The sequence below is a fragment of the Stenotrophomonas sp. PAMC25021 genome (genome assembly GCF_004795795.1).
GTDB classification, from domain to species: Bacteria; Pseudomonadota; Gammaproteobacteria; order Xanthomonadales; family Xanthomonadaceae; genus Stenotrophomonas; species Stenotrophomonas muris.
The window spans coordinates 3127863-3151239 of sequence record NZ_CP039255.1; the positions used below are offsets into that span (position 1 = coordinate 3127863).

Sequence of the window (23377 nt, forward strand, 5' to 3'; positions counted from 1 at the left end):
CCGCAGAGGGAAAGGGCGCCCAGCGGCGCCCTTCATGCATCAGAAGCGGTGGGTGTAACCGCTCATCAGCCCGAACTGGTCTGCCTTCTGCACGATCGGGCTGTTGGCCGCATCGCCGAGCAGGCGCGTGCCTTCGGCCGAGATGTACCAGTTGCCGTTGCGGCCCACGCGGTGGCTCCACTTCAGGCCGACACCGGCACTGACCAGGCCGGCCTTCGGCCTGTGCTCGGCGAAGCCCGTGCGTTTGGCCTGTTCCGGGCTGACGCCGTACCAGGTCTGCATGTAGCCGCGGTTGCCGTAGTCGGTGGAAACACTGCCGCTGACCACGCCACCGGCCAGGTCGAACAGCGGCATGCTCAGGTTCAGATGGATCTGCTGGGTGGCCAGGCCGTTCTCGGCCTTGTCCTCGTCCTTGCGGGTGAACTGCCAGGAGCCGCTCAGCACGGCTTCGCCCAGCGTATAACCAGCCGAGACGCCGACCAGGGGACGGGTATCGATATCACCCATGCCGCGCAGGAAGTCCGAACCGCCCAGCAGCGAGTCCTTGTCCTTGCGGATGCCGCTGGCGCCGACATAGGCACGCACGCGCGTGTGCTCGCCGAGGGAGGTGCCCCAGCCGATGCCACTGGTGCCCAGAAACCATCCCCCCGGCGAGGTGACATCAAAGGACAGCGACGGCGTCGCACGATACTCCTCGCTGCCGCTGTAGCGCGGTGCCACGCCGCCGCCGGCGGCGAGCTCGAAGGTCCAGTGGTCATCCTTGGCGTGGGCGATCGGGGCGGCGAACAGCGGCAACACGGCCAGGCAGAGCAGGGCGGGGGAACGGCGAAGCTGGGACATGGAAACTCTCGGCAATGGGAGGAAAGCAGCGCGCGCATCCGGCGAGTGCTGCAGGGTTGCCAGCGTGGCGATATGCCGGCGACCGATCCGTCCGCAGTTGTGCGGGAGTTGTAATCAACTGTAATCGCGCCCTTGGGCGTTCAGCTGGCAGCCAGCGGCCAGTGCATTTCCAGGCGTGCGCCGCCCAGCGTGGCGCGACTGATGCGCAGCTCGCCGCCGTGGCGGGCTGCAATGCGGCCGACAATGGCCAGGCCCAGGCCGAAGCCGCCGGTATCGCGGCTGCGGCTGTCGTCCAGGCGGGTGAACGGGCGCATCACCTTCTCCCGATCGGCTTCGGCGATGCCCGGGCCGTCATCGTCCACGCGCAGGCAGGCGCGGCCGCTGATACCGACCAGCGAGACCTCCACCTGCGAACGCGCGTGGCGCAGCGCATTGCCGACCAGGTTGCTCAGCGCCAGCTGCAACAGGCGTGGCTCGGCATCCACTCGCGGCAACGCGCTGGGCTGCACGCGCAGGACAATGCCGGCACGTTCGGCATCGCGGCGGGCATCGGCCAGGCAGGCCTGGAGCCAGTCGTTGGCTTCGATGCGCTGCATCGGTTCGCCCTCGCTGGGATGCTCCAGCCGTTCGTAGGCCAGCAGTTCGCTGACCAGCCGGTTGAGCTCGGCCAGGTCGCCGTGCAGGCCCTGCGCCAGCCGTGCGCGGCGTTCGCGGTCATCGCTGTCCTGCATCAGGTCCAGGCCGAAGGCCACGCGCGCGATGGGCGTGCGCAGTTCGTGCGAAATGGCATGGGTCAGGTCGCGCTGGCGCTGCACCAGTTCGGCCACGCGTGCCGCCATGCGGTTGGAGTGTTCGACGATGACCCGGATCTGCGAGCGGGGCGAAACCTGCGCACGTGCCTGCAGGTCGCCGGAACCGATGCGGTCGGCGTGCCGGCGCAGTGCTTCCAGGTCGCGCCAGAGCAGGCGCACCCAGGCATACAGGCTGGCGCCCACCAGCAGCAGGATGCTGAGGTAGGCGGCGATGGTCATGTACGTCGTCATCTGCACCGCGCCGGGCAGGCGCAGGTGCAGCCAGCGGCCGCCGATGCCGTCGATGGGCAGCAGCACCTGCTGGTACTGATCGCGCACGACGAAGCCATCGGCCTTCACGGCCTCCTGTTCCTGCGCGTCGAGCGCGGGAGGTTTGTCGAGCAGGGTCAGGGCGATGCCGTAGTGTGGCTGCCACTGTTGCAGGCGCTCACGCTGCTGGACGGCGTCCAGGCCGGCCAGGCCACTGCGCAGGGCGTACACCTGCCCGCGCACCTGCTGCACGAACACGCGATCCTGCACGGGCGTGTAGATGCCATCCAGGATGTGGTTGAGAAAGAACACCGACACCAGGAAGCAGGCGCCGGTGATGAACCACAGCCACAGGAACAGCCGCTTCATTCCGACCAGGCCGCAGGATTGAACTGGTAGCCGCGCCCCCACACGGTCTTGATCCGCCGCGGTTCGCGCGCATCGTCGCCGAGCTTGCGGCGCAGCTTGCCGATGCAGACGTCGACGCTGCGGTCCAGACCGTCGAAGCCGATGCCGCGCACCGCCTGCAGGATCTGGTCGCGCGACAGGATCTGCCCCGGCTGGCTGGCCAGCAGCCACAGGATCTCGAATTCCGTGGTGCCCAGCTCGACCGGCTGGCCGTGCAGGTGCACCTCGCGCTGCATGCGATCGATCAGCAGCTCACCATGCATCAGCCGGCTGGGCGTGCCGGTATTGCTGCTGCCGTGGCGGCGGCGCAGCAGGGCGCGCAGGCGGGCCAGCAGCAGGCGTGGCTCGATCGGCTTGTGCACATAGTCATCGGCACCCGATTCCAGGCCCAGCACCTGCTCGATGTCGTCCTCACAGGCGGTCAACATCAGGATCGGCACATCGGAGAAGCTGCGGATCTGCCGGCACACATCGATGCCCCCCAGGCCGGGCAGCATCAGGTCCAGCACCACCAGTTCCGGTGCATGCTGGCGGCAGGCGGCGCTGGCGAGGTCGCCGCGTGCCACGTGCTGCACGGCGAAGCCATGTTCGTGGAGATAGTCGCTGACCAGTTCGGCCAGGCGACGGTCGTCCTCCACCAGCAGGACCGACGTGGGCGAACTGCTGGCAGGGGGAGTCCAGGGGGATGGCTGCATGCGTGGGGCCTCCGTTCCCAGGCAGGAGCGCCCGGCGGCGCAGCCTAGCAACGCCCCATGACGACTGCCTGAATCGCGGCCAACCTGATAACCGCGGGTACGGACGTCATCGCCAGCGGCTTTCAGCAGGCGGCCCTGGCTGGCCTATGGTGGCGGTTTCCCGGATGGAGCCTGGTGCAATGAGCGACCCGCAGTGGCAACTGGAAACCCTGGCCGTGCACGGCGGTTACCGTCCCGACCCGACCACCCGCGCGGTGGCGGTGCCGATCTACCAGACCGTGGCGTATGCCTTCGATGACACCCAGCACGGCGCCGACCTGTTCGACCTGAAGGTTCCGGGCAACATCTACACGCGCATCATGAACCCCACCACCGACGTGCTGGAGCAGCGCCTGGCCGCGCTGGAAGGCGGCATCGGCGCGCTGGCGCTGGCCTCGGGGCAGGCCGCGATCACCTATGCCATCCAGACCATCGCCGAGGCCGGCGACAACATCGTCGCCTCCAGTGCGCTCTACGGTGGCAGCCTCAACCTGCTGGCGCACACGCTGCCGCAGTACGGCATCCAGGCGCGCTTCGCCGACCCGGCCGACCCGGCCGCGTTCGCCGCGCTGATCGACGAACGCACCAAGGCGGTGTTCGTCGAATCCATCGGCAACCCGCGCGGCAATGTCACCGACATCGCCGCCATCGCCGAGGTCGCGCATGCCGCCGGGGTGCCGCTGATCGTCGACAACACCGTGGCCACGCCGTTCCTGCTGCGCCCGTTCGAGCACGGCGCCGACATCGTGGTGCATTCGCTGACCAAATACCTCGGGGGACACGGCAACAGCCTGGGCGGCGCGATCATCGATTCCGGCCACTTCGACTGGACCGCACAGCCCCAACGCTTCGCACGGCTCAACCAGCCCGACCCCAGTTACCACGGCGTGGTCTATACCGAAGCCCTGGGGCCAGCGGCCTACATCGGCCGCGCGCGGGTGGTGCCGCTGCGCAATACGGGCGCTGCGTTGTCGCCGTTCAACGCGTTCCTGATCCTGCAGGGCATCGAGACCCTGGCCCTGCGCATGGAACGCATCAATGCCAATGCGCTGGCCGTTGCGCAGTTCCTGAAGGCGCATGCCAGGGTAGCCTGGGTGCGCTACGCCGGACTGGCCGACGACCCCGAGCATGCCGCCGCGCAGCGCTATCTGGGTGGACACGGCTCGGGCGTACTGACCTTCGGTCTGCCCGGTGGGCGCGAGGCCGGCGCCCGCTTCCTCGATGCGCTGAAGCTGTTCACCCGCCTGGTCAACCTGGGGGATGCGAAGTCACTGGCCACCCATCCGGCTTCGACCACGCATCGCCAGCTGGATGCAGCGGAGCTGGCCAAGGCCGGTGTCAGCGAGGACACCGTGCGGCTGTCGATCGGCATCGAGCACATTGGCGACCTGCGCGCGGACCTGGAACAGGCCCTGGCCGGCGCCTGATAGCTGCGCGCTTGGTCGTCATCGCCACAGGCGATCACCGCCGGCACCGCGATGGGTTACGGTGGAACTGCCTCTCCAAGGCGTGGCAACGTGGCGATCCAGATCCCCGGTCGATGCGGGTCGACCGGGGATTTTTTGTTTCCGGGGTCAGATCCGTTTTCCTTTGGAAAACGGATCTGACCCCGCGCGCCGCCGTGTCGACCAAGGTCGACATCCACCAACAGCAGCGGGGAACTGTCGAAGGCGGGGTGGGTCCGGTTGCGGGAGTGTCCGCGGCATGGATGCCGCGGCCAAGCCCCCATGGAAGGGTTTACGGCGTCTCCCGCAATCGGACCCACCCCGCCATCCCACGCTATGCCCGCTTTTGCCGTTGCCGTTGTTTCGGCAGGTGCAGGGCTGCAAGCCCTGCCGCACGCACACCCCTCACACCACCGGAATGCTGTGCTGCCCCAGGTTCCGGTACGGCGGCGTGGACATGATCATCTCCGCCAGCGAATACGCCAGCTCGCGCTCGGCCATCACCGTGCCATCGGCGCCGTGCTCCAGCAGATGCTTCACCTCGGCATCGCTGTGCGCGCGCGCCAGCAGGGTCAGGTCCGGATTGATCGCCCGCAGCTTGGCCAGCGCCTCACCGGCTTCCAGCGGCTGCGGAATCGCCAGCACCGCGATCTTGGCGCGCTCCGGATGGGCCTCGGCCAGCACCCGGTCGGCGGCGGCACTGCCGCGGATCGCCGCCAGGCCCTTGGCATGTGCCTGCTCGACGTGTTCCTTGTTGTCATCGATCACCAGCACCGGCACGCCACGGTCGCGCAGCACCTGCGCCAGTTCGCTGCCGACGCGGCCGTAACCGATCACGATGGCGTGGTCATGCAGGTCGCGCGACGGGCCGATCGCTTCGGGCGGCTCGGGTACCTGCGGAGACTGCTCCTGCTTGGCCTGCCAACGGTCCAGCAGGCCGAACACCAGCGGGTTGAGCATGATCGACACCAGCGCGCCGGCCAGCACCAGCGACTGGCCTTCCTTCGGCAGGATCTGCAGCGCCACGCCGAGGCCGGCGATGATGAAGGCGAACTCGCCGATCTGCGCCAGGCTGGCCGAGATGGTCAGCGCGGTGCTGGTCGGGTGGCCGAACGCACGCACGATGAAGAATGCCGCCGCCGACTTGCCGAACATGATGATGGCGACGGTGGCCAGCACCTGCCACGGATGCTGGACGAGGATGTTGGGGTCGAACAGCATGCCGACCGACACAAAGAACAGCACCGCGAACGCATCGCGCAGCGGCAACGAATCATGCGCGGCCTTGTGGCTCAGCTCCGATTCGTTGAGCAGCATGCCGGCGAAGAACGCGCCCAGCGCGAACGAGACGCCGAACAGCATCGCCGAGCCGAACGCCACGCCCAGCGCGATCGCCAGCACCGACAGGGTGAACAGCTCACGCGAACCGGTACCGGCGATGCGCTCGAGGATCCACGGGATGACCCGCCGACCGACCACCAGCATCACCGCCACGAACAGGCCCAGCTGCACGAAGGTCCAGCCGATGTCGGCAAGCACGCTGCCGAGCGAGTGCGATTCCTTGGCCGCGTCAGGACCGAACACACCGGCCATCACCGGCATCATCACCAGCGCCAGCACACAGGCCAGGTCTTCCACGATCAGCCAGCCGACCGCGATCTTGCCACGCATCGTTTCCAGCAGGCGGCGTTCCTCCATCGCCCGCAGCAGCACCACGGTACTGGCGGTGGCCAGCGAGAAACCGAAGATGACGCCATGGATGGCGGGCCAGCCCATCAGCGAGGCCACGCCCCAGCCGAGCAGGGTGGCCACCGCGATCTGGCCGATGGCGCCGGGAATGGCGATCGCCTTGACCGCCATCAGGTCCTTCAGCGAGAAGTGCAGGCCGACGCCGAACATCAGCAGCATCACGCCCAGTTCGGCCAGCTGGTTGGCCAGCGCCTGGTCGGCGACGAAGCCGGGGGTGAACGGGCCTACGCAGATGCCAGCAACCAGGTAACCGACCAGGGGAGACAAGCGGAGCTTGTTGGCCAGCGCGCCGAAGATGAAGGCGAGCCCCAGGCCAACGGCAACGATGTTGATCAGGTCGGTGTCATGGTGCATCGGCACTCGCAGGCAATCGGGGGATGCCCCGATTTTCACCGATGCGGTCACATACGGCAAACCTGGCCAGCGTATCGGATCGTTGCGTGGGCGGCTTGTACGGGCGAGATATCAAGCCTTGTTGAGAGATGGCAGGCCCTGACGGGCCGAATGGTGCCTACCTATGGGGGGCTCCAGGCGTAGCCGTCGATGATCACACCATCTGCCGGCGCTGGGTCTCTTCCAGGGCAGGCTCGGCCTGCTGCGGCGAGGCGGCCAGCTGCTTGTCCAACTGATGAATCTGCCGCAGCGACTCCGCAACGGGTGGCTGAAGGGCCGTTTCAATGTTGATGTGGGCACGCAGATGGCCCGGGTCATCCAAGGCTCCTTGAATGACGAAGACGTTCTCCGGCCTTGGGGGCTGACCAGCCGGCAAGCCCAATACCACATGGTCGATCCGTTCCAGACCTTGTGCCCGGGCAAGTTGGGTGAGGCTGGCCGCCATGCGTTGGCTGGCTTCATCAGATGCGCGACCCAACGATGCGTCCAGCGCGTGGACGCCGGCGAGTGCCTGCTGGTGAAGCGATGCCGAGGCATCGCTCAGCGATGGGATGCTGGTTTCCGGCCGTTCGGTTGCCGGTTGCGGCTGCGAAGGACTGGTGGGCCGCACGCGCTCTGCCTTGCGAATGGACTCGATCAGCTCCCGCGGTGTATCGGTGAACAGCAGTTCGCCTGCATCCAGGGACTGCCCGGTAACCTTGTTCACGGTACTGGTCGCCCACGATGCGCAGGTATTGCCATATGACCAGGTGACATTTTCGCCCAAGGCCTGGTCACTTCGCTTGACCTGCTCGGGAGTCAATTCGTAATAGCGTGAGGCCGAAGGTGTGGCCCGGGCTTCCATGCCTTCGCGGATGTCCGAACCTGGGCCATTGTCCTCAACGAGTGGATGGTTGTCTGGCCACAGGCCATGGAACGTCGTATGGCCGTTTCGCGTCACCGAGATCCAGGCGTGGCCGTCCACGAACTGATTGAACGACCCCTGTGTATTGGGGTCTACGTGACTATGGATGCCGAGGACGACCTTGTCGCTCATGGGATGCCCTTACGGAAAAATCTGTGTTTCGCCATCGGCGTACAGCATCACCACGCGCGGCGCCATCAAGGGAATTTCCTGACGGGCCGGGCCAGCAGGTCCGGGCTTCACGTCGCGCCGCAGCATGGTTGTGCATTGGCCGGATATGGGGCAGCGATCAACAACGACTTTCATGGTGTCCCCTTCCACGACATAGCTCATCCCTGCCGCGTAATACATGCTTTCCATCGGTTCATTGAACTGGACCTGGAGCTTCGACGCGGAGAGCTGGGTGACGACGACCGGCTCAAGGCTCGATTTGGAATAGCTGGGTTTCACGTGATCTCCTGAACACCCTGACAGGGGGGCCGCCAGCGCAACCCACGCGAGCGCAGCGTACACATGGCGGCGAGTGATGCAGGCTCTCGTCACGGAGCGGCTCCTTCGTTGGTCCGCTGATTATGCACGGGACGACCTATGAGGCGCGTGCAACAGAGCACAGCCTGGAAACCGGGTGCAGGAGCTGGCAACGGTATACGGTCAGGGCCGCGCCTGCCCCGAGGCCGCGGGCGGGTGTGTGGAGCAGCGCCGGGCAGGGCCCGGCGCACCCATTACCCCTTACCAGGTGTACTTGATCCGCCCGTACACATACGCGCCGTTGAAGCCGAACGGCGAGTAGTTGCTGTACGGCAGCATGCCGAAGGTGGAGTTCTGCAGGTCTTCGGTGCGGTCCGGGTACTTGTCCAGCAGGTTGTCGGCACCCACGGTCAGGGTCCAGTTGCTGCTGGGCTTGTAGCTGGCCGAGGCATCCACCACCCAGGCGTCGCCGTAGGTCTGGTCACGCAGCGCGGTGGCCGAGTTGCGCACGGTGAATTTGCCGTAGCGGGTGGCGGCCAGGCCCAGCTCCCAGTGGTCCGAACGCCAGGTGCCGCTCAGGATCGCCTTGTCGCGCGGGTAGCTGTCCTCGATGCGACCGATCTCATCACGGCCGATCAGCGACTGGGTCAGGCCCAGCGTGCCGAACACCGGCGGGGTGCCGCCAACGCGGCGCACTTCGGTGTCGTTGTAGCTGTATGCCGCGGTCAGCTCCAGGCTGCTGGCGCTGAACGGCACCGTGTAGCTGGAGACGAAGTCGACACCGCGGGTGCGCGTATCCAGGCCGTTGGTGAAGTAGGAGAACGCGGTCACCTGCGGCAGGCCCAGGGTGCCCAGCAGCGCGCTGGTCGCGGCATTGGTGGTGATGCTCGACGACAGTGCGATGCGGTCATCGATGTCGATCTGGTAGGCATCGACGGTGATGTACAGGCGGTCGACCGGCTGCAGCACCAGGCCCAGGCTGTAGGAGGTGGAGGTCTCGGCCTTCAGCGGCGAGGCGCCCAGCGCCTGCGCGGCCTGGCTGGTGGTCGGGAAGGTGCCGCGCTCGACGAATACGCCATTGAGGAACTGGCTGGTCACCGCCTGGTAGCCCTGCTGCGCCAGCGAGGGCGCGCGGAAACCACTGGAGGCGGTGGCCCGCAGCGCCACCTTGTCGGTGAACGCGTAGCGCGCCGACAGCTTGCCCGAGAAGCGGTCGCCGAAGTCCGAATAGTCTTCGTAGCGGCCGGTGATGCCGGCCGAGAACTTGTCGGTCAGGTCCGCTTCCAGGCCGGCATAGACCGCGTAGTTGTGGCGGTCGGCATGCACTTCATTGGTCGGGGTGAAGCCCGCGAAGCCCTGCGCGCCGCTGCCGGTGTACGAGTTCAGTTCGCCCGGGTTCTGGTCCCACTTCTCCTTGCGGTACTCACCGCCGAAGGACAGCGTGACCGGGTAGGCCAGGCCCCAGTCCAGCGACTTGGTCAGATCGGCATTGAAGATGTCCTGCTGGTACTTCAGCGTGCCGTCGTAGAACGAGCGCGGGCTGGTCGCACCCAGGCTGTAGTTGATGCTGTTGCGGGTGTGGAAGTCCAGGGTGTTCTCGCCGTGGTTCAGGCTCAGGTCCCAGGTCCAGCCGTTGTCGGTGTTGCCCTTGACCCCGGCCACCAGCGAGCGGTCCTTGGAATACTGGTTGATCTCCGGCACGTAGCCGTCCGGGTAGGTCTGCGCCAGCAGCGCGCTCTGCCCGCTGTGGTTGCGCGAACGGTAGAACGCGAACGAGGTGATGTCGCGGTTGCTGAGCAGCGCGCTGGCGTAGCCGGTCACGTGGTCGCTGAAGTCGAAGCTGGCGTTGGCCGAGGCCGCGGTGGCATCCACGCGCGGGTCGCCGACGATGAAGGTCTTCTGGCCGATGCTGGGGAAGTTGCCGGTGTTCGGCGTGGTGCCGCGGTACGGGCCGGCGCGGTTGCTCTCGTCCTGCTGGCTGATCTGGCCGGCCACGTGCACGCGGCCGCGGCCGTTGCCGAACTCGACGCCGGTGTCGCCGGACAGCTGGTACTTGTTGCCGTCGCCGGCCGAGTACTGGCCGTAGTCCACTGCCAGGCTGCCGCCACTGCCGCTGCCCTTGAGCACGATGTTGATGACGCCGGCGATGGCGTCCGAGCCGTACTGCGCCGAGGCACCGTCGCGCAGCACTTCCACGCGCTCGATCGCGGCGATCGGGATCGCGTTGATGTCCACCGCCGACGAGCCACGGCCGATGCTGCCGTTGACGTTGATCAGCGCCGAGGTGTGGCGGCGCTTGCCGTTGACCAGCACCAGCACCTGGTCCGGCGACAGGCCGCGCAGCTGCGCCGGGCGCACGCCGCTGGTGCCGTCGGTCAGCGCCGGGCGCGGGAAGTTCAGCGAGGGCAGGGCGCGCGACAGTGCGGTGGCCAGTTCACTGGTACCGGTGGACTGCAGCACTTCGGGGGTGATGATGTCGATCGGCGACTGCGATTCGGCGACCGTGCGGTCGGCCACGCGGGTGCCGGTGACGATCACCGTGTCCAGGGTGTTGGCGGCGGTGCCGGCCTGCTGTGCAGCGGCGACGAACGGAGAGCCACCGAGTGCGACAGCGACGGCGGCGGCGATCAGGCGGGTCTTGCGGGTCATCGGGATGGGCTCCGGTTGGCGGGGGCGGCACCGGAATCGACATCACGAGCGTGAGGCGGACGGCGGTTGTTGCGGTGCGCAATACAGCAATTAACGGGATATTCAGTGCCTGTCAAATGCCAGGCGTCAGAAAAAACGTTGCAGCAGCAACCATTTAGCCCGGATCAGCGCTGGCAGGAAGGGACCCCGGGACGCGCGCGGCGGGGACGTGGGAGAGAGGAACGTCGGCCACTGCGCATCCCGGGACGCGTCAAGTATTCGTTAACGCTAGAATTGCGTCGCAGGAACAGTGCTCACCAGCACATTCCATCCGGTTATATGGACCCCTCCCCCGATGATCTCCCTTCGTAATTTCGCCTTGCGCCGCGGCGAGCGGCTGCTGTTGTCCAATGTCGACCTGACCCTGCACGCCGGTTACCGGGTAGGTGTGGTCGGCCGCAACGGTGCTGGCAAGTCCAGCCTGTTCGCGGCGGTGAAGGGCGAGCTGGAGGCCGACAAGGGTGACGTCGACCTGCCCGGCAAGGTGCGCATCGCCAGCGTGGCCCAGGAAACCCCGTCGCTGCCGGATCCGGCGCTGAGCTTCGTGCTGGGCGGCGATACCGAGGTGGCCGCGGTGCTGGCCGAAGAGGCCGAGGCGACCGCGCGCGAAGACTGGGAGGCGGTGGCCAACGCGCACACCAAGATGGCCGAGATGGGGGCCTACGACGCCGAAGCGCGTGCCGGCAAGCTGCTGCACGGCCTCGGCTTCCCTGCCGAGACGCACCACCGTGCGGTGTCCTCGTTCTCCGGTGGCTGGCGCGTGCGCCTGAATCTGGCCCGCGCGCTGATGATGCCCAGCGACCTGCTGCTGCTCGACGAACCGACCAACCACCTGGATCTGGACGCGGTGTACTGGCTGGAACAGTGGCTGCTGAAGTACCCGGGCACCCTGCTGCTGATCTCGCATGACCGCGAGTTCCTCGACAACGTGGCCACCCACACCCTGCACCTGCATGGCGGCGGCGCCAAGCTCTACCCGGGCGGCTACACCGATTTCGAGCGCCAGCGCGCCGAACAGCTGCGCCAGCAGCAGATCGCGCACGAGAAGGAACAGGCCGAGCGCGCCCACCTGCAGAGCTTCATCGACCGCTTCAAGGCGCAGGCCAGCAAGGCTGCGCAGGCGCAGAGCCGCATGAAGCGCCTGGCCAAGCTGGCCGGCACCGAAGCGGTGCGCGCCGAGCGCGAGTTCCGCATCGAGTTCGCGCCGCCGGCCAAGCTGCCGTTCTCGCTGATCCGCCTGAACCACGTCGAGGCCGGTTACGGCAAGGACGCGGTGATCCTGCACAACGTCGGCTTCGGCCTGGAAGCGGGACAGCGCATCGGCCTGCTCGGCCCGAACGGTGCGGGCAAGACCACCCTGGTGAAGACCCTGGTGGGCGAACTTGCACCGATCGTCGGCGAGCGCATGGCGCACCCGGACCTGAAGATCGGCTACTTCGCCCAGCACACCGTGGAATCGCTGCACGAAGGCCAATCGCCGATGGAGCACTTCCGCGAGATCGCCCCGGACGCACCGAACCAGTCCTTCCGCGATTTTCTCGGCAAGTGGAACTTCCCGGGCGATCGTGCATTCGAGCCGGTTGATGGCTTCTCCGGTGGCGAGCGCGCGCGCCTGGCGCTGGCGCTGATCGCCTGGCAGCAGCCGAACGTGCTGCTGCTGGACGAACCGACCAACCACCTTGACCTGGAAATGCGCGAAGCACTGGCCGAAGCGCTGGCCACCTTCGAAGGCGCGATCGTGATGGTCTCGCATGACCGCCACCTCATCGGCCTGGTCTGCGATACCTATTGGCGCGTGGCCGATGGTGTGGTCGAACCGTTCGATGGCGACCTGGACGCGTACGCCGCGTGGCTGCGCACCCGCCCGCAGGCGCAGGGCACCAAGGCGCGCATGGAGCAGGTGGAAGAGCCGGTGGTGGTCAAGACCGCACCGGTGGCGCAGGTGGTGCAGAAGAAGCCGGTGAACCCACACAAGCTGGCGGCTGCCGAGGCCAAGGTGGCCGAACTGGAGGGCGCGCTGGCCGAGCTCGACCGCCAGCTGGCCGACCCGGCCAACTATGCCGATGCCACCCGCATGGCGGTGATCGGACGTGACCGCGAAACCACCGCCGCGCAGCTGGAGAAAGCCGAAGCGGCGTGGATGGAGCTGCTGGAGTCCTGATCACGCAAAAAAAAGGGGACTGAGGGGATTAAGTCGTTTGTGCCACAAACGACTTAATCCCCTCCGTCCCCTTTTTTGTTACGTGCCCTGCGCCTGCAGCCATTCGCGGAAGCGCTTGGCTGGTTCGCGCTCGGCGCGCGAGCGCAGCCGCGTCAGCCAGTAGCGGCCCAGCTCCAAGGTGGTGCCGAAGGGCTGCAGCAGGCGGCCTTCGGCCAGTTCCTGCTCGAACATGCACAAGGGCAGCAAGGCCACGCCGGCGCCCCCGGCGGCGGCCATCGCCACCGTCAGTGAGGAATCGAACACCGGCCCGCGGGCTTCCACGCCGCTCACCCCGGCCGCCTGCAACCAGCGCGGCCATTCGTCGCTGCGGTAGGAACGCAACAACGGCAGTGTGGCGAGGTCGCGCGGTTGCTTCAGCCGCCGCGCCAATGCGGGGGCGCACAGCGGTGCGAAGGGCGCATCGAGGATTGCCGTGCAGGCCTGGCCCTGCCAGTCGCCATCGCCGAAGCGGATCGCCAGGTCCAGCCCTTCGCCGGCCAGGTCGATACGGTTGTTGTGGGTCTGCAGGCGCAGCTCGATGTCCGGGTGCGCGGCTTCGAACGCCGCCAGCCGTGGCAGCAGCCAGCCGGTGGCGAAGGTACCGACCACGCCCAGCGTCAGCACCTCGCGTGCCGGGCCACCGGTATAGCGCGCGATGCTGGCGGAAATGCGCTCGAACGCTTCGTTGAGCACCGGGTACAGCGCTGCCCCTTCATCGGTGAGCGCCACGCCGCGTGGCAGGCGATGGAACAGGCGGATGCCAAGCCGGTCCTCCAGCCCACGGATCTGATGGCTCAGCGCGGCCTGGCTGACACACAGCTCGAGCGCGGCACGGGTGAAGTTCTGGTGGCGGGCGGCGGCTTCAAAAGCGCGCAGCGCGTTCAGCGGCAGGGTAGGGTGCAACATCGAAAAGCCGTGAGCCAGGATGATGGCTGATCGTACTCGTTCAATGAGGAATTTCGTAAATCTCAATGAGTTGATCGCGACAGGCATGAATTCCACTTATGGCTTGCCTTGATTTTTCGCGCTGGTCGGCTGCAGGGGAGGCGCCAATAATCGAGCGGTCACCAGGAGAACCCCTATGCTCGCCCGTCGCCGATTCCTGCAGTTCAGTGGTGCTGCCGTTGCGTCCTCGCTGCTTGCCCCGGCGCTGGCGCAACCGGTTTCCGCCTCGTCTGGCATACCCGCCGCGAACGCCGCCATTGCCGGCGCCGCCGATTTCGCCGCGCTGGAGAAAGCCAGCGGTGGCCGCCTGGGTGTCACCGTGCTGAACACCGGCAACGGCCGTCGCATCGGCGGGCATCGGCAGGATGAGCGCTTCCCGATGTGCAGCACGTTCAAGTCGATGCTGGTCGCCCATGTGCTGAGCCTTGCCGATGCAGGCCGCGTTTCGCTCGACACCCGTGTGCCCATCGCCGGGAAGGATCTGCTGTCCTACGCTCCGGTGGTGCGCCGCCACGTGGGCAAGGATCTGACCGTGCGCGACCTGTGCCGGGGCACGCTGACCACCAGCGACAACACGGCGGCCAACCTGCTGCTGGAGGTGGTGGGCGGGCCGTCGGCGCTGACGGCATTCCTGCGCGGGCAGGGCGACAGCATTACCCGCAATGACCGCAACGAGCCGGACGTGAATCTGTTCGCGAAGGGAGACCCGCGCGATACCACCAGCCCGGCCGCGATGGCCACCAGCCTGGCCCGCTTCGCGGTGGGCAATGGCCTGCAGCCTGCATCGCGCCGGCAGTTCGCCGATTGGCTCATCGACAACCAGACCGGCGATGCCTGCCTGCGCGCCGGGCTGGGCAAGCGCTGGCGGGTGGGGGACAAGACCGGCAGCAACGGTGATGACACGCGCAACGACATCGCCGTGCTGTGGCCGCATGCGGGCGGCACCGCGTGGGTGGTCACCGCCTATCTGCAGGGCGCATCGGTCGATGACGACCAGCGCGCAGCAGTGCTTGCACGGGTGGGGGCGCTGGCCGATGCGATGATCGGATGAGGTAACCGGGGTCATTGGGAAATGGCTTGCCGGATCGGTCGGGCACGCGCATCCTGCGCGCGTTCGAACCCCACGGAAGACCCCGATGAGCCATGAGTTGATCTACCTGCTGCTGATCTTCGCGCTGCTGGTGATCCCGCGCGCACTGCAGCGCTTCAGCCTGCCGGCACCGTTGACCTGCCTGCTGTTCGGCATCATCGGCATGCTCTGGCTGGGCGACCAGGCACACGACGCGGTGATCGGCCTGCTGGCCACGCTGGGCATTTCCTCGCTGTTCCTGTTCGCGGGCCTGGAAGTGGATCTGCAGGCGCTGCGGCGTGGCATGTGGCCGCTGCTGGCGCACCTGGTGATCCGTACCGGCACGCTGTTCGGCGTGGGCTGGCTGGCCTGGCGCTATGCGGGGCTGCCATGGCAGGCCGCTGGGCTGCTGGCGCTGGCGCTGCTGACGCCCTCCACCGGCTTCATCATGGATTCGCTGTCGCGGCTGGGCCTGAGCGAGGACGAGCGGTTCTGGGTCACCAGCAAGGCCATCGCCGGCGAACTGCTGGCGCTGGCGGCGTTGTTCATCGTGCTGCAGGCCGGCGACCCGGGCCACATGGCGCTGTCCAGCCTGGCCCTGCTGGCGATGATGATCGGCCTGCCGCTGCTGTTCATCGCGCTGGGCCGCTGGGTGGCGCCGCACGCGCCGGGCTCGGAGTTCTCGCTGCTGGTGATGGTCGGCATGGTGGCGGCGTACATCACCTATCTGCTGGGCGTGTATTACCTCGTGGGCGCGTTCATCGCCGGCCTGGTCGCGCGCCTGCTGCACCAGCGCATGCCGCTGCTGGCCTCGCACGAGAACCTGCACGCGCTGCGCCTGTTCGCCTCGTTCTTCGTGCCATTCTATTTCTTCAATGCCGGCACCAAGGTGCCCAGCGAAGCCCTCAGTTTCGAGGCGCTGGGGCTGGGCATCGTGATCACCCTGGTGGTGCTGCCGCTGCGCATCGGCGTGGTCTGGCTGCAGCGCCGGGTGATGTTCGGCGAGAGCTTCCGCAGCAGCCTGCGCGTCTCGCTGGCGCTGGCCCCGACCCTGATCTTCACCCTGGTGCTGGCGGCGATCATGCGCGAGCGTTTCCAGATTCCGGCGGTGCTGTTCGGCGCGCTGCTGCTGTACGCCGCACTGACCACACTGTTGCCGTCGCTGGTGTTCCGCACACCCTTCGACGTCGATCCGGTGGAGCAGGAGCCGGCGGGCGAGGGCGAGTCCGCGCCGGTAGCGGCCACCGAGACGCGGCCGGAACCTCACATCGCCGAACGCTGACCGGTTGCCGCGCGCGGTTTGCGCCCGTCGGCCATGGCCGTTAGGGTTGGGGCATGAAACTGCCTGCCGTTGTCACCGCTTCCGCCCTCCTGCTCAGCCTCGCTGCCTGCTCGCAGCGTTCCGATACGGTCGCGCATGATCTGGCGACCGCACCGGCCGATGCCTTCATGGCTGCCATCGCCGCGCATTGCGGCCAGGCCTATGAGGGCCGGGTGGTGGAGGACACGCCGGCACCGACCGGCAAGGACCCGTTCGCCGGCCAGCGCCTGGTCATGCATGTGCGCGGCTGTGCCGACCCCGCCCATGAACTGCGGATTCCCTTCCATGTGGGGGATGACCATTCGCGCACCTGGGTGCTGACCCGCACCGAAAACGGCCTGCGCCTGAAACACGATCATCGCCACGAAGACGGTAGCCCCGACGCGATCACCCTCTATGGCGGCGACAGCACGCCACCGGGCACCGCCGAGCGCCAGCGGTTCCCAGCCGACTCCGATTCGGTGGCGATGTTCCGTCGTGCCGACATGCTGGCCTCCACGCACAACACCTGGGCGATGGAGATCGACCCCGACCAGACTTTCGTCTACGAACTGACGCGCCCGGAAGGCCGCCGTTTCCGCGTGAAGTTCGACCTGAGCAAGCCGGTCGAGCTGCCGCCCGCACCGTGGGGCGACGAGAAGGCGCCAGCACCCTGATCTTCGGGTCGGATCCCTCCTGCGGAGGGTCCGACCCGGTCACTGCATGAACCCACGGGTCAGAGCCCTGGCCGTCGGCCAGGGATCCGACCCCGGGGCTCAGCGCGCGCTGAAGCGTGCGCGGCAGCCGTTGCTCACCCACACCTGGCCGCGTGCATAGCCCCAGCTGCGGCCTTCCTGGCAGGCACTGCCGGACAGCTGCTGCTGCAGCACCGGCCGGCCCTGGCGCTCATCCCAGTCGCAGTTCTGCGTGCGGTTGTTGTTGCTGCTGCAGGTGATCGAATAATTGCTGTTGCCGCCGCCCCAGCCACCGCCGCCGCCCCAGCCGCGGGCCTCGGCGAACTCGGCGCGGCAGCCGTTGCTGACCCAGACCGCGCCGTTGCGCACGCCCCAGGTGCGGCCTTCATCGCAGGGGCTGCCGGACAGCTGGCGGACCAGGCGGGCGTTGCGCCAGCCGACCGGGCAGCTGCGCTCACGGTTGCTCTGGCTCTCGCAGCGGATGGTTTCGCCGGGACGGCCGTTGTTGCCGCCCCAGCCACCGCCATTGCCACCGCCCCAGCCGCCGCGGGCTTCAACAAACTCGGCGCGGCAGCCATTGCTGACCCAGATGCTGCCATTGCGGCTGCCCCAGGTGCGGCCCTCGTCGCAGGCGCTGCCGGACAGCTGGCGGACCAGCTGCGCATTGCGCCAGCCGGTGCTGCAGACACGTTCACGGTTGTTCTGGCTTTCGCAGCGGATCACCCCGTCCTGCGCAGCGGCCGGAGCAGAGGGCAGGGCGAGCACGGCCAGAGTGCTCAGGGTCACGGCCAGGGTGGCCAGGGACAACGATTTCATGGCGGCATCCCATACGGTGGCAGGTGCCCGACTATAGGGACCGGGGCGATCAAGCCGGCGTGACTGCCCGGATTTGCCCCGGCCGGGGCCTCGGCCGCAGAATACGAGGCTTTCCGGCCCCCATCCGGTGCCGGCGTTCTCCAGCGGAGCTTCCCCCCATGCGTACCCACTTCTGCGGCCTGGTCGACGAGACCCTGATTGGCCAGACTGTCACCCTCGCCGGCTGGACCGACGTGGCCCGTAACCAGGGCGGCGTCTGCTTCATCGATCTCCGCGATCATGAAGGCATCGTGCAGGTGACCGTGGAGGTCGACAACGCCGACGTGTTCGCCGTGGCCGCGTCGCTGGGCTATGAGGACGTGCTGCAGGTGGAGGGCGTCGTGCGCGCCCGCCACGCGGTGAACGACAAGATGCGCACCGGCAAGGTGGAAGTGATCGCCACCGCCATCACCGTGCTGAACAAGGCCGCCCCGCTGCCGTTCCACGCCCACGAGAACCCGGGCGAGGAAACCCGCCTGAAGTACCGCTACCTGGACCTGCGCCGCCCCGAAATGCAGCGCATGCAGCGCACCCGCATCAAGCTGGTGCAGGCGCTGCGCCGCCACCTGGACGAAAAGGGCTTCCAGGACATCGAGACCCCGATCCTGACCAAGGCCACTCCGGAAGGCGCGCGCGACTTCCTGGTGCCGGCGCGCATGCATCCGGGCGAGTTCTACGCCCTGCCGCAGAGCCCGCAGCTGTTCAAGCAGATCCTGATGGTGGCCGGGTTCGACCGCTACTACCAGATCGCGCGCTGCTTCCGCGACGAGGCCCTGCGTGCCGACCGCCAGCTGGAATTCACCCAGCTGGACATGGAGTTCGCCTTCGTCCGCGAACGCGATGTGCAGGACTTCGTCGAGGACATGATCCGCGCCATCTTCAAGGAAGTGGTCGATGTCGAGCTGGATGCCAGCTTCCCGCGCATGACCTGGGCCGAGGCGATGCGTCGCTATGGTTCGGACAAGCCGGATCTGCGCATCGCGCTGGAACTGGTCGACGTGGCTGAACTGGTCAAGGACAGCGAGTTCCCCGTGTTCACCGGCCCGGCCAACGATGCCGAAGGCCGCGTCGCCGCGCTGCGCATCCCGGGCGGCGCGGCGCTGAGCCGCAAGCAGATCGACGAGTACGCCGCGCATGCCGCCAAGTACGGCGCCAAGGGCCTGGCCTACATCAAGATCGCCGACAACGGCGAAGTCAGCTCGCCGATCCAGAAGTTCTTCAGCGAAGAGCGCTTCGCGGCGCTGGTGGCCCATGTCGGTGCCGGCAACGGCGATATCGTGTTCTTCGGTGCCGGTGGCTACAACAAGGTCTCCGACTTCATGGGCGCGCTGCGCCTGAAGGCCGGCAAGGACTTTGGCCTGGTCGCCGACGGCTGGGCACCGCTGTGGGTCACCGACTTCCCGATGTTCGAGTGGGACGAGGAAGAACAGCGCTACGTCGCCCTGCATCACCCCTTCACCGCACCGGCCGTGGACGACATCGCCGACCTGCGCGCCAATGCCCGTACCGCCGTCTCGCGCGGTTACGACATGGTGCTCAACGGCAATGAAATTGGCGGCGGTTCGATCCGTATCCACCGTCCGGACATGCAGAGCGCGGTGTTCGAGCTGCTGGGCATCGGCGCCGAAGAGGCCCGCGCCAAGTTCGGCTTCCTGCTCGACGCGCTGAACTACGGCGCGCCGCCGCACGGTGGCATCGCCTTCGGCATCGACCGCATCGCCGCGCTGATGGCCGGAACCGAGTCGATCCGCGACGTCATCCCGTTCCCGAAGACCACCGGTGCACAGGATCTGATGACCGACGCGCCGTCGCCGATCGTCGACGCGCAGCTGGCCGAAGTGCACATCCAGGTTCGCCCCAAGACCAACTGATCAGGAGATCCAGGCAATGACCGAGTTTGCGTTTTCGCTGGAGTGGGAAAAGCTGGGCAATGAAGGCTCCGAGGCCACCCTGGTCACCGAGCGTGCACGCGTGTTCGGGGGGTGGCTGGTCCGCGTCGGCACCAATCCGGCCGCGATGGCCCTGACCTTCGTCGCCGACGGCGAAGGCCGTTGGGACGGTGAAGACTTCGGCGTCGAGGACTACGAGGACGACGAAGAGGAAGAAGAGTACGACGAGGACGAGGAAGGCGAGGAAGAAGAGGACGAGGACGAAGAGGAATACGAGGAAGAGGACGAGGAAGAAGAAGCGGAATCGCCTGGAAAGGCTTGACCCGCGCTTCGCCCTGACGTCAACTTCCTGCATGTATTCGATCCGCCGCGCCACTGTGGACGACGCGCCGACCCTGTCGGCGCTGGCCGCACGCACGTTCACTGAAACCTTCGGCCATCTGTACCCGCCGCAGGACCTGCAGGCCTTCCTCGAGGAGGCCTACACGGTCGAGCGCCAGCGCGTGATCCTGTCCCACCCCGATTACGCGGTGTGGCTGCTGGAACTGGATGGGGAGGCGGTCGGCCATGCCGCCGCCGGCCCCTGTGGCCTGCCGCATCCGGATGTGAAACCCGGTGACGGCGAACTCAAGCGCCTGTACCTGGTCAAGACGCAGCAGAGCTGCGGCTGGGGCAGCCGCCTGCTGGAAACCGCGCTGGCCTGGCTGGAACACGAAGGCCCGCGCACGTTGTGGCTGGGCGTGTGGTCGGAGAACTTCGGCGCGCAGCGCTTCTACGCCCGCTACGGCTTCGAGAAGGCCGGCGAGTACCTGTTCCCTGTCGGCGACACCCAGGACCTCGAATTCATCCTGCGCCGCGCGCCGCGCGCGGCCTGACGTTCACCGCCGCTTGCCGCGCGCGCGTGTTCAATCACCTCACGTTCCTGCCCCGCTGACCGCCAGGCTGTTTGCATGACTCCCCCCGTATTGCTGCTGCATGGCATCTGGAATGCCCGTGCCTGGGTCGGGCCACTGGCCTGGCGCCTGCGCGCGCGTGGTTTCCAGGTACACGCGTTCGGCTATCCCTCGGTGTTCGGTGGCCCCGATGTGGCAGTGCCGCAGTTGCTGGAACGTCTGGCCGACGCCGGGCCGTTGTCGCTGGTCGGTCACAGCCTGGGCGGACTGCTGGCACTGGAGGCGCTGCGCCGCGATCCGCAGCTGCCAGTGCAGCGCGTGGTCTGCCTGGGCTCGCCGCTGCGCGGCAGTGGTACCGCGCGCTCGTTGTCCGATCATGGCTGGGGCCTGGCGCTGGGGCGCAGCAGCGAGCTGCTGCTGGACGGCCTGCCGGACTGGCAGGGCAAGGCCGAGGTTGGCCTGATCGCCGGTTCGGTGCCGCACGGGCTGGGCAGCCTGCTGGGCGCGATCGACGATGCGTCCGACGGCACCGTGGCCCTGGCCGAGACCCGCCTGCCGGGCCTGGCCGACCATTGCGTGGTGCGTACCAGCCACAGCGGCCTGGTGGTGTCGCCCGACGCCGCGCGGCAGACCGCACATTTCCTGCGCCACGGCCACTTCGACCACAGCCGCGACGCGGCGGCGGCATAGGGGCAGGGCAGGCGGGGCCGCCTTGTAGCGCCGAGCCCATGCTCGGCTGCATTCCGTCGGGCCCATTGAGCCGAGCATTGGCCCGGCGCTACAACAATACGGGCCTAGACACGGTTGCAGCGCCCGATCAGGTAGAATCCGCGCCTTGATCCTGAAGCAGCCAGACGGTAGCACCCATGGGTAGAGGCCCCTCCATCGAAGCCCGCAAGAACGCGTCCGACGCGAAGCGCGGCAAGATTTTCACCAAGATCATCCGCGAGATCGGCGTTGCCGCGCGCGGCGGTGGAGGCGACCCCAACAACAACCCGCGCCTGCGCGTGGCGGTGGACAAGGGCCTGGCCGTGAACATGTCCAAGGACGTGATCGAGCGCGCCATCAAGAAGGCCACCGGTGAACTGGAAGGCGTCGATTACGAGGAAATCCGCTACGAGGGCTATGCCCCGGGTGGCGTGGCCGTGATCGTCGACTGCCTGACCGACAACCGCGTGCGCACCGTGGCCGACGTCCGCCATGCGTTCAGCAAGTGCGGCGGCAACATGGGCACCGAAGGCTCGGTGGCCTTCATGTTCAAGCGCCTGGGCGTGCTCAGCTTCGCCCCGGGTGCCGACGAGGAAGCCATCACCGAAGCAGCCATCGAGGCCGGCGCCGACGACATCGTGGTCTACCCCGATGACGGCTCGATCGACGTGGTCACCAGCCCTGACGCGTTCAACGCAGTCAAGGACGCAATGGTCGCCGCCGGGCATGTCGCCGACCACGCCGAGATCACCTTCCGCGCCGACAACGACATCAAGGTCGAAGGCGAGGTCGCCCTGCAGGTCAAGAAGCTGCTGGACATGCTCGAAGACCTGGACGACGTGCAGGACGTGTATTCCAACGCCGAACTCGGCGCCGACGCCTACGCCTGAGCCGTCCTCGACGGCCTGGGCGCGGGCCGTTGAACGGTCACCGCGGACAGTCATGAGCCCATACGCCTGCCAGCGCCCCCCGTTCCGCCCCGCCAGGAGCGCGGCATGACCCGCATCCTCGGCATCGACCCCGGTTCGCAGCGGACCGGGGTCGGCATCATCGATGTCGACGCCGCCGGCCGCGTCAGTTACGTGCACCACCAGCCGCTGGTGCTGCTGGGCGCCGACGACTTCCCGCAGCGCATGAAACTGCTGGTGCTGGGCCTGGCCGATCTGTGCCGCGAGTACCAGCCCAATGAAGTGGCCATCGAAAAGGTGTTCATGGCGCGCAATCCCGATTCGGCGCTGAAGCTGGGCCAGGCCCGCGGCGCGGCGATCTCGGCCGTGGTGCTGCGCGACCTGCCGGTGCACGAATACGCCGCCAGCGAGATCAAGCTCGCGGTGGTCGGGCGCGGTGGCGCCGAAAAGCAACAGGTTCAACACATGGTCGGGCTCATGCTCAACCTGAAAACCAAGCTGCAGGCCGACGCGGCCGACGCGTTGGCGGTGGCGATCACCCATGCCCACGTAAGGGCGACGGCCAACCGCCTGGGGCTCAGTGCCCGCCAGGCGTGGGGCCGCAAATGAGGAGCTGCACGCAATGATCGGTCGACTGCGCGGCATCGTCGCCTACAAGGCGCCGCCGTGGCTGGTGGTGGACGTGAACGGAGTGGGCTACGAACTGGAGGCGCCGATGAGCACCTTCTACGACCTGCCCGAGCTCGGCCGCGAGGTCACCCTGTACACCCATTACTCGCAGAAGGAAGACAGCGTCTCGCTGTACGGCTTCCTGCGCGAGGGCGAGCGGCGCCTGTTCCGCGACGTGCAGAAGGTCAGCGGCATCGGCGCGAAGATCGCGCTGGCCGTGCTGTCCGGTGTCAGCGTCGAAGAATTCGCGCGCATGGTCCAGGCCGGCGACATCACCGCGCTGACCCGCATCCCGGGTATCGGCAAGAAGACCGCCGAACGCATGGTGCTGGAACTGCGTGACCGCGCGGCCCAGTTCGGTGCCGGCGGCGCGCTGCCCACCGGCAGTGGTCCGGCCCCGGCCGATCCGCTGTCCGATGCCACCGTGGCCCTGCAGCAGCTGGGCTACAAGCCGGCCGAAGCGGCCCGCATGGCCCGCGATGCCTTCAATGAAGGCGACGAAGTGGCCACCGTGATCCGCAAGGCGCTGCAGTCCGCGCTGCGCTGAACCGCGTCC

General features: G+C 67.5%; 21 protein-coding genes. 12 read left to right on the forward strand and 9 right to left on the reverse strand.

Translation table 11 applies throughout. The features are described 5' to 3' along the window. Positions 1 to 39: 39 nt before the first annotated feature. From E5790_RS14545 to E5790_RS14555, 3 genes are all read right to left on the reverse strand, one after another. Complete coding sequence (locus E5790_RS14545) at positions 40 to 840, reverse strand: MipA/OmpV family protein (RefSeq protein ID WP_014648180.1); 801 nt, start codon at positions 838 to 840, stop codon at positions 40 to 42. 140 nt (positions 841 to 980) lie between these two features. Continuing rightward, positions 981 to 2270: an ATP-binding protein gene (locus E5790_RS14550; RefSeq protein WP_049440348.1), complete on the reverse strand. Its 1290-nt coding sequence runs from the start codon at positions 2268 to 2270 to the stop codon at positions 981 to 983. After that, entirely contained in the window at positions 2267 to 3004 is a 738-nt protein-coding gene (locus E5790_RS14555) for a response regulator transcription factor (protein ID WP_014648178.1), read from the reverse strand. The genes E5790_RS14550 and E5790_RS14555 overlap by 4 nt, the downstream gene beginning before the upstream one ends. Positions 3005 to 3183: 179 nt before the next feature. Between E5790_RS14555 and E5790_RS14560 the strand changes: the two genes are divergently transcribed. After that, positions 3184 to 4470 (forward strand): aminotransferase class V-fold PLP-dependent enzyme, encoded by a 1287-nt coding sequence (locus E5790_RS14560; RefSeq protein WP_049440347.1) that lies wholly within the window; start codon positions 3184 to 3186, stop codon positions 4468 to 4470. A gap of 423 nt (positions 4471 to 4893) precedes the next feature. Here E5790_RS14560 and ybaL read toward each other — a convergent pair whose 3' ends face one another. The 4 genes from ybaL to E5790_RS14580 form a co-directional block, all read right to left on the reverse strand. After that, positions 4894 to 6591 (reverse strand): YbaL family putative K(+) efflux transporter, encoded by a 1698-nt coding sequence (gene ybaL, locus E5790_RS14565; protein ID WP_041863753.1) that lies wholly within the window; start codon positions 6589 to 6591, stop codon positions 4894 to 4896. 193 nt (positions 6592 to 6784) lie between these two features. After that, positions 6785 to 7666 carry an XVIPCD domain-containing protein gene (locus tag E5790_RS14570; protein ID WP_111206118.1) on the reverse strand — a complete coding sequence of 294 codons (882 nt, stop codon included), beginning with the start codon at positions 7664 to 7666 and terminating at the stop codon, positions 6785 to 6787. Positions 7667 to 7675: 9 nt separating this feature from the next. Further along, positions 7676 to 7984, reverse strand: coding sequence for a hypothetical protein (locus E5790_RS14575; protein ID WP_005418535.1), 309 nt, complete (start codon positions 7982 to 7984; stop codon positions 7676 to 7678). A 279-nt stretch (positions 7985 to 8263) separates the two neighbouring features. After that, positions 8264 to 10651 (reverse strand): TonB-dependent receptor, encoded by a 2388-nt coding sequence (locus E5790_RS14580; protein WP_014648176.1) that lies wholly within the window; start codon positions 10649 to 10651, stop codon positions 8264 to 8266. 334 nt (positions 10652 to 10985) lie between these two features. On the opposite strand from E5790_RS14580, the gene E5790_RS14585 reads away from it, so the two are divergent. Continuing rightward, positions 10986 to 12851 carry an ABC-F family ATP-binding cassette domain-containing protein gene (locus E5790_RS14585; RefSeq protein ID WP_014648175.1) on the forward strand — a complete coding sequence of 622 codons (1866 nt, stop codon included), beginning with the start codon at positions 10986 to 10988 and terminating at the stop codon, positions 12849 to 12851. A gap of 78 nt (positions 12852 to 12929) precedes the next feature. Here E5790_RS14585 and ampR read toward each other — a convergent pair whose 3' ends face one another. Continuing rightward, positions 12930 to 13796, reverse strand: coding sequence for a LysR family transcriptional regulator AmpR (ampR, locus tag E5790_RS14590; protein WP_049440344.1), 867 nt, complete (start codon positions 13794 to 13796; stop codon positions 12930 to 12932). Between the two features lie 175 nt (positions 13797 to 13971). Between ampR and blaL2 the strand changes: the two genes are divergently transcribed. From blaL2 to E5790_RS14605, 3 genes are all read left to right on the forward strand, one after another. Continuing rightward, entirely contained in the window at positions 13972 to 14886 is a 915-nt protein-coding gene (blaL2, locus tag E5790_RS14595) for a L2 family extended-spectrum class A beta-lactamase (RefSeq protein ID WP_049440342.1), read from the forward strand. Positions 14887 to 14971: 85 nt separating this feature from the next. Beyond that, positions 14972 to 16186 (forward strand): cation:proton antiporter, encoded by a 1215-nt coding sequence (locus E5790_RS14600; RefSeq protein WP_032958940.1) that lies wholly within the window; start codon positions 14972 to 14974, stop codon positions 16184 to 16186. 53 nt (positions 16187 to 16239) lie between these two features. After that, positions 16240 to 16881 (forward strand): hypothetical protein, encoded by a 642-nt coding sequence (locus E5790_RS14605; RefSeq protein ID WP_014648171.1) that lies wholly within the window; start codon positions 16240 to 16242, stop codon positions 16879 to 16881. Positions 16882 to 16980: 99 nt separating this feature from the next. Here the strand turns inward: E5790_RS14605 and E5790_RS14610 are convergent, their stop codons facing one another. After that, positions 16981 to 17715, reverse strand: a complete 735-nt coding sequence (locus tag E5790_RS14610; RefSeq protein WP_111206116.1) for a DUF3011 domain-containing protein — start codon at positions 17713 to 17715, stop codon at positions 16981 to 16983. Positions 17716 to 17873: 158 nt separating this feature from the next. On the opposite strand from E5790_RS14610, the gene aspS reads away from it, so the two are divergent. The 7 genes from aspS (at position 17874) to ruvA (ending at position 23368) form a co-directional block, all read left to right on the forward strand. After that, positions 17874 to 19625 (forward strand): aspartate--tRNA ligase, encoded by a 1752-nt coding sequence (gene aspS, locus E5790_RS14615; protein WP_111206115.1) that lies wholly within the window; start codon positions 17874 to 17876, stop codon positions 19623 to 19625. 16 nt (positions 19626 to 19641) lie between these two features. Further along, positions 19642 to 19965 (forward strand): hypothetical protein, encoded by a 324-nt coding sequence (locus E5790_RS21985; RefSeq protein ID WP_014648168.1) that lies wholly within the window; start codon positions 19642 to 19644, stop codon positions 19963 to 19965. Between the two features lie 31 nt (positions 19966 to 19996). Further along, positions 19997 to 20518 carry a GNAT family N-acetyltransferase gene (locus E5790_RS14625; RefSeq protein WP_014648167.1) on the forward strand — a complete coding sequence of 174 codons (522 nt, stop codon included), beginning with the start codon at positions 19997 to 19999 and terminating at the stop codon, positions 20516 to 20518. 75 nt (positions 20519 to 20593) lie between these two features. Next, entirely contained in the window at positions 20594 to 21226 is a 633-nt protein-coding gene (locus E5790_RS14630; RefSeq protein WP_032958946.1) for an alpha/beta fold hydrolase, read from the forward strand. A 176-nt stretch (positions 21227 to 21402) separates the two neighbouring features. After that, the gene (locus E5790_RS14635; protein WP_014648165.1) at positions 21403 to 22134 is read left to right on the forward strand and encodes a YebC/PmpR family DNA-binding transcriptional regulator; all 732 of its coding nucleotides are present in this window, start codon (positions 21403 to 21405) and stop codon (positions 22132 to 22134) included. 105 nt (positions 22135 to 22239) lie between these two features. Beyond that, entirely contained in the window at positions 22240 to 22761 is a 522-nt protein-coding gene (ruvC, locus tag E5790_RS14640; RefSeq protein WP_014648164.1) for a crossover junction endodeoxyribonuclease RuvC, read from the forward strand. Positions 22762 to 22774: 13 nt separating this feature from the next. Continuing rightward, positions 22775 to 23368 (forward strand): Holliday junction branch migration protein RuvA, encoded by a 594-nt coding sequence (gene ruvA, locus E5790_RS14645; protein WP_014648163.1) that lies wholly within the window; start codon positions 22775 to 22777, stop codon positions 23366 to 23368. Positions 23369 to 23377: the final 9 nt, after the last annotated feature.

Coding starts and splice junctions, on each gene's coding strand:
- E5790_RS14545 (WP_014648180.1), bottom strand. CDS start 840: ATGTCCCAGCTTCGCCGTTCCCCCGCCCTGCTCTGCCTGGCCGTGTTG.
- E5790_RS14550 (WP_049440348.1), bottom strand. CDS start 2,270: ATGAAGCGGCTGTTCCTGTGGCTGTGGTTCATCACCGGCGCCTGCTTC.
- E5790_RS14555 (WP_014648178.1), bottom strand. CDS start 3,004: ATGCAGCCATCCCCCTGGACTCCCCCTGCCAGCAGTTCGCCCACGTCG.
- E5790_RS14560 (WP_049440347.1), top strand. CDS start 3,184: ATGAGCGACCCGCAGTGGCAACTGGAAACCCTGGCCGTGCACGGCGGT.
- ybaL (WP_041863753.1), bottom strand. CDS start 6,591: ATGCACCATGACACCGACCTGATCAACATCGTTGCCGTTGGCCTGGGG.
- E5790_RS14570 (WP_111206118.1), bottom strand. CDS start 7,666: ATGAGCGACAAGGTCGTCCTCGGCATCCATAGTCACGTAGACCCCAAT.
- E5790_RS14580 (WP_014648176.1), bottom strand. CDS start 10,651: ATGACCCGCAAGACCCGCCTGATCGCCGCCGCCGTCGCTGTCGCACTC.
- E5790_RS14585 (WP_014648175.1), top strand. CDS start 10,986: ATGATCTCCCTTCGTAATTTCGCCTTGCGCCGCGGCGAGCGGCTGCTG.
- ampR (WP_049440344.1), bottom strand. CDS start 13,796: ATGTTGCACCCTACCCTGCCGCTGAACGCGCTGCGCGCTTTTGAAGCC.
- blaL2 (WP_049440342.1), top strand. CDS start 13,972: ATGCTCGCCCGTCGCCGATTCCTGCAGTTCAGTGGTGCTGCCGTTGCG.
- E5790_RS14600 (WP_032958940.1), top strand. CDS start 14,972: ATGAGCCATGAGTTGATCTACCTGCTGCTGATCTTCGCGCTGCTGGTG.
- E5790_RS14605 (WP_014648171.1), top strand. CDS start 16,240: ATGAAACTGCCTGCCGTTGTCACCGCTTCCGCCCTCCTGCTCAGCCTC.
- E5790_RS14610 (WP_111206116.1), bottom strand. CDS start 17,715: ATGAAATCGTTGTCCCTGGCCACCCTGGCCGTGACCCTGAGCACTCTG.
- aspS (WP_111206115.1), top strand. CDS start 17,874: ATGCGTACCCACTTCTGCGGCCTGGTCGACGAGACCCTGATTGGCCAG.
- E5790_RS21985 (WP_014648168.1), top strand. CDS start 19,642: ATGACCGAGTTTGCGTTTTCGCTGGAGTGGGAAAAGCTGGGCAATGAA.
- E5790_RS14625 (WP_014648167.1), top strand. CDS start 19,997: ATGTATTCGATCCGCCGCGCCACTGTGGACGACGCGCCGACCCTGTCG.
- E5790_RS14630 (WP_032958946.1), top strand. CDS start 20,594: ATGACTCCCCCCGTATTGCTGCTGCATGGCATCTGGAATGCCCGTGCC.
- E5790_RS14635 (WP_014648165.1), top strand. CDS start 21,403: ATGGGTAGAGGCCCCTCCATCGAAGCCCGCAAGAACGCGTCCGACGCG.
- ruvC (WP_014648164.1), top strand. CDS start 22,240: ATGACCCGCATCCTCGGCATCGACCCCGGTTCGCAGCGGACCGGGGTC.
- ruvA (WP_014648163.1), top strand. CDS start 22,775: ATGATCGGTCGACTGCGCGGCATCGTCGCCTACAAGGCGCCGCCGTGG.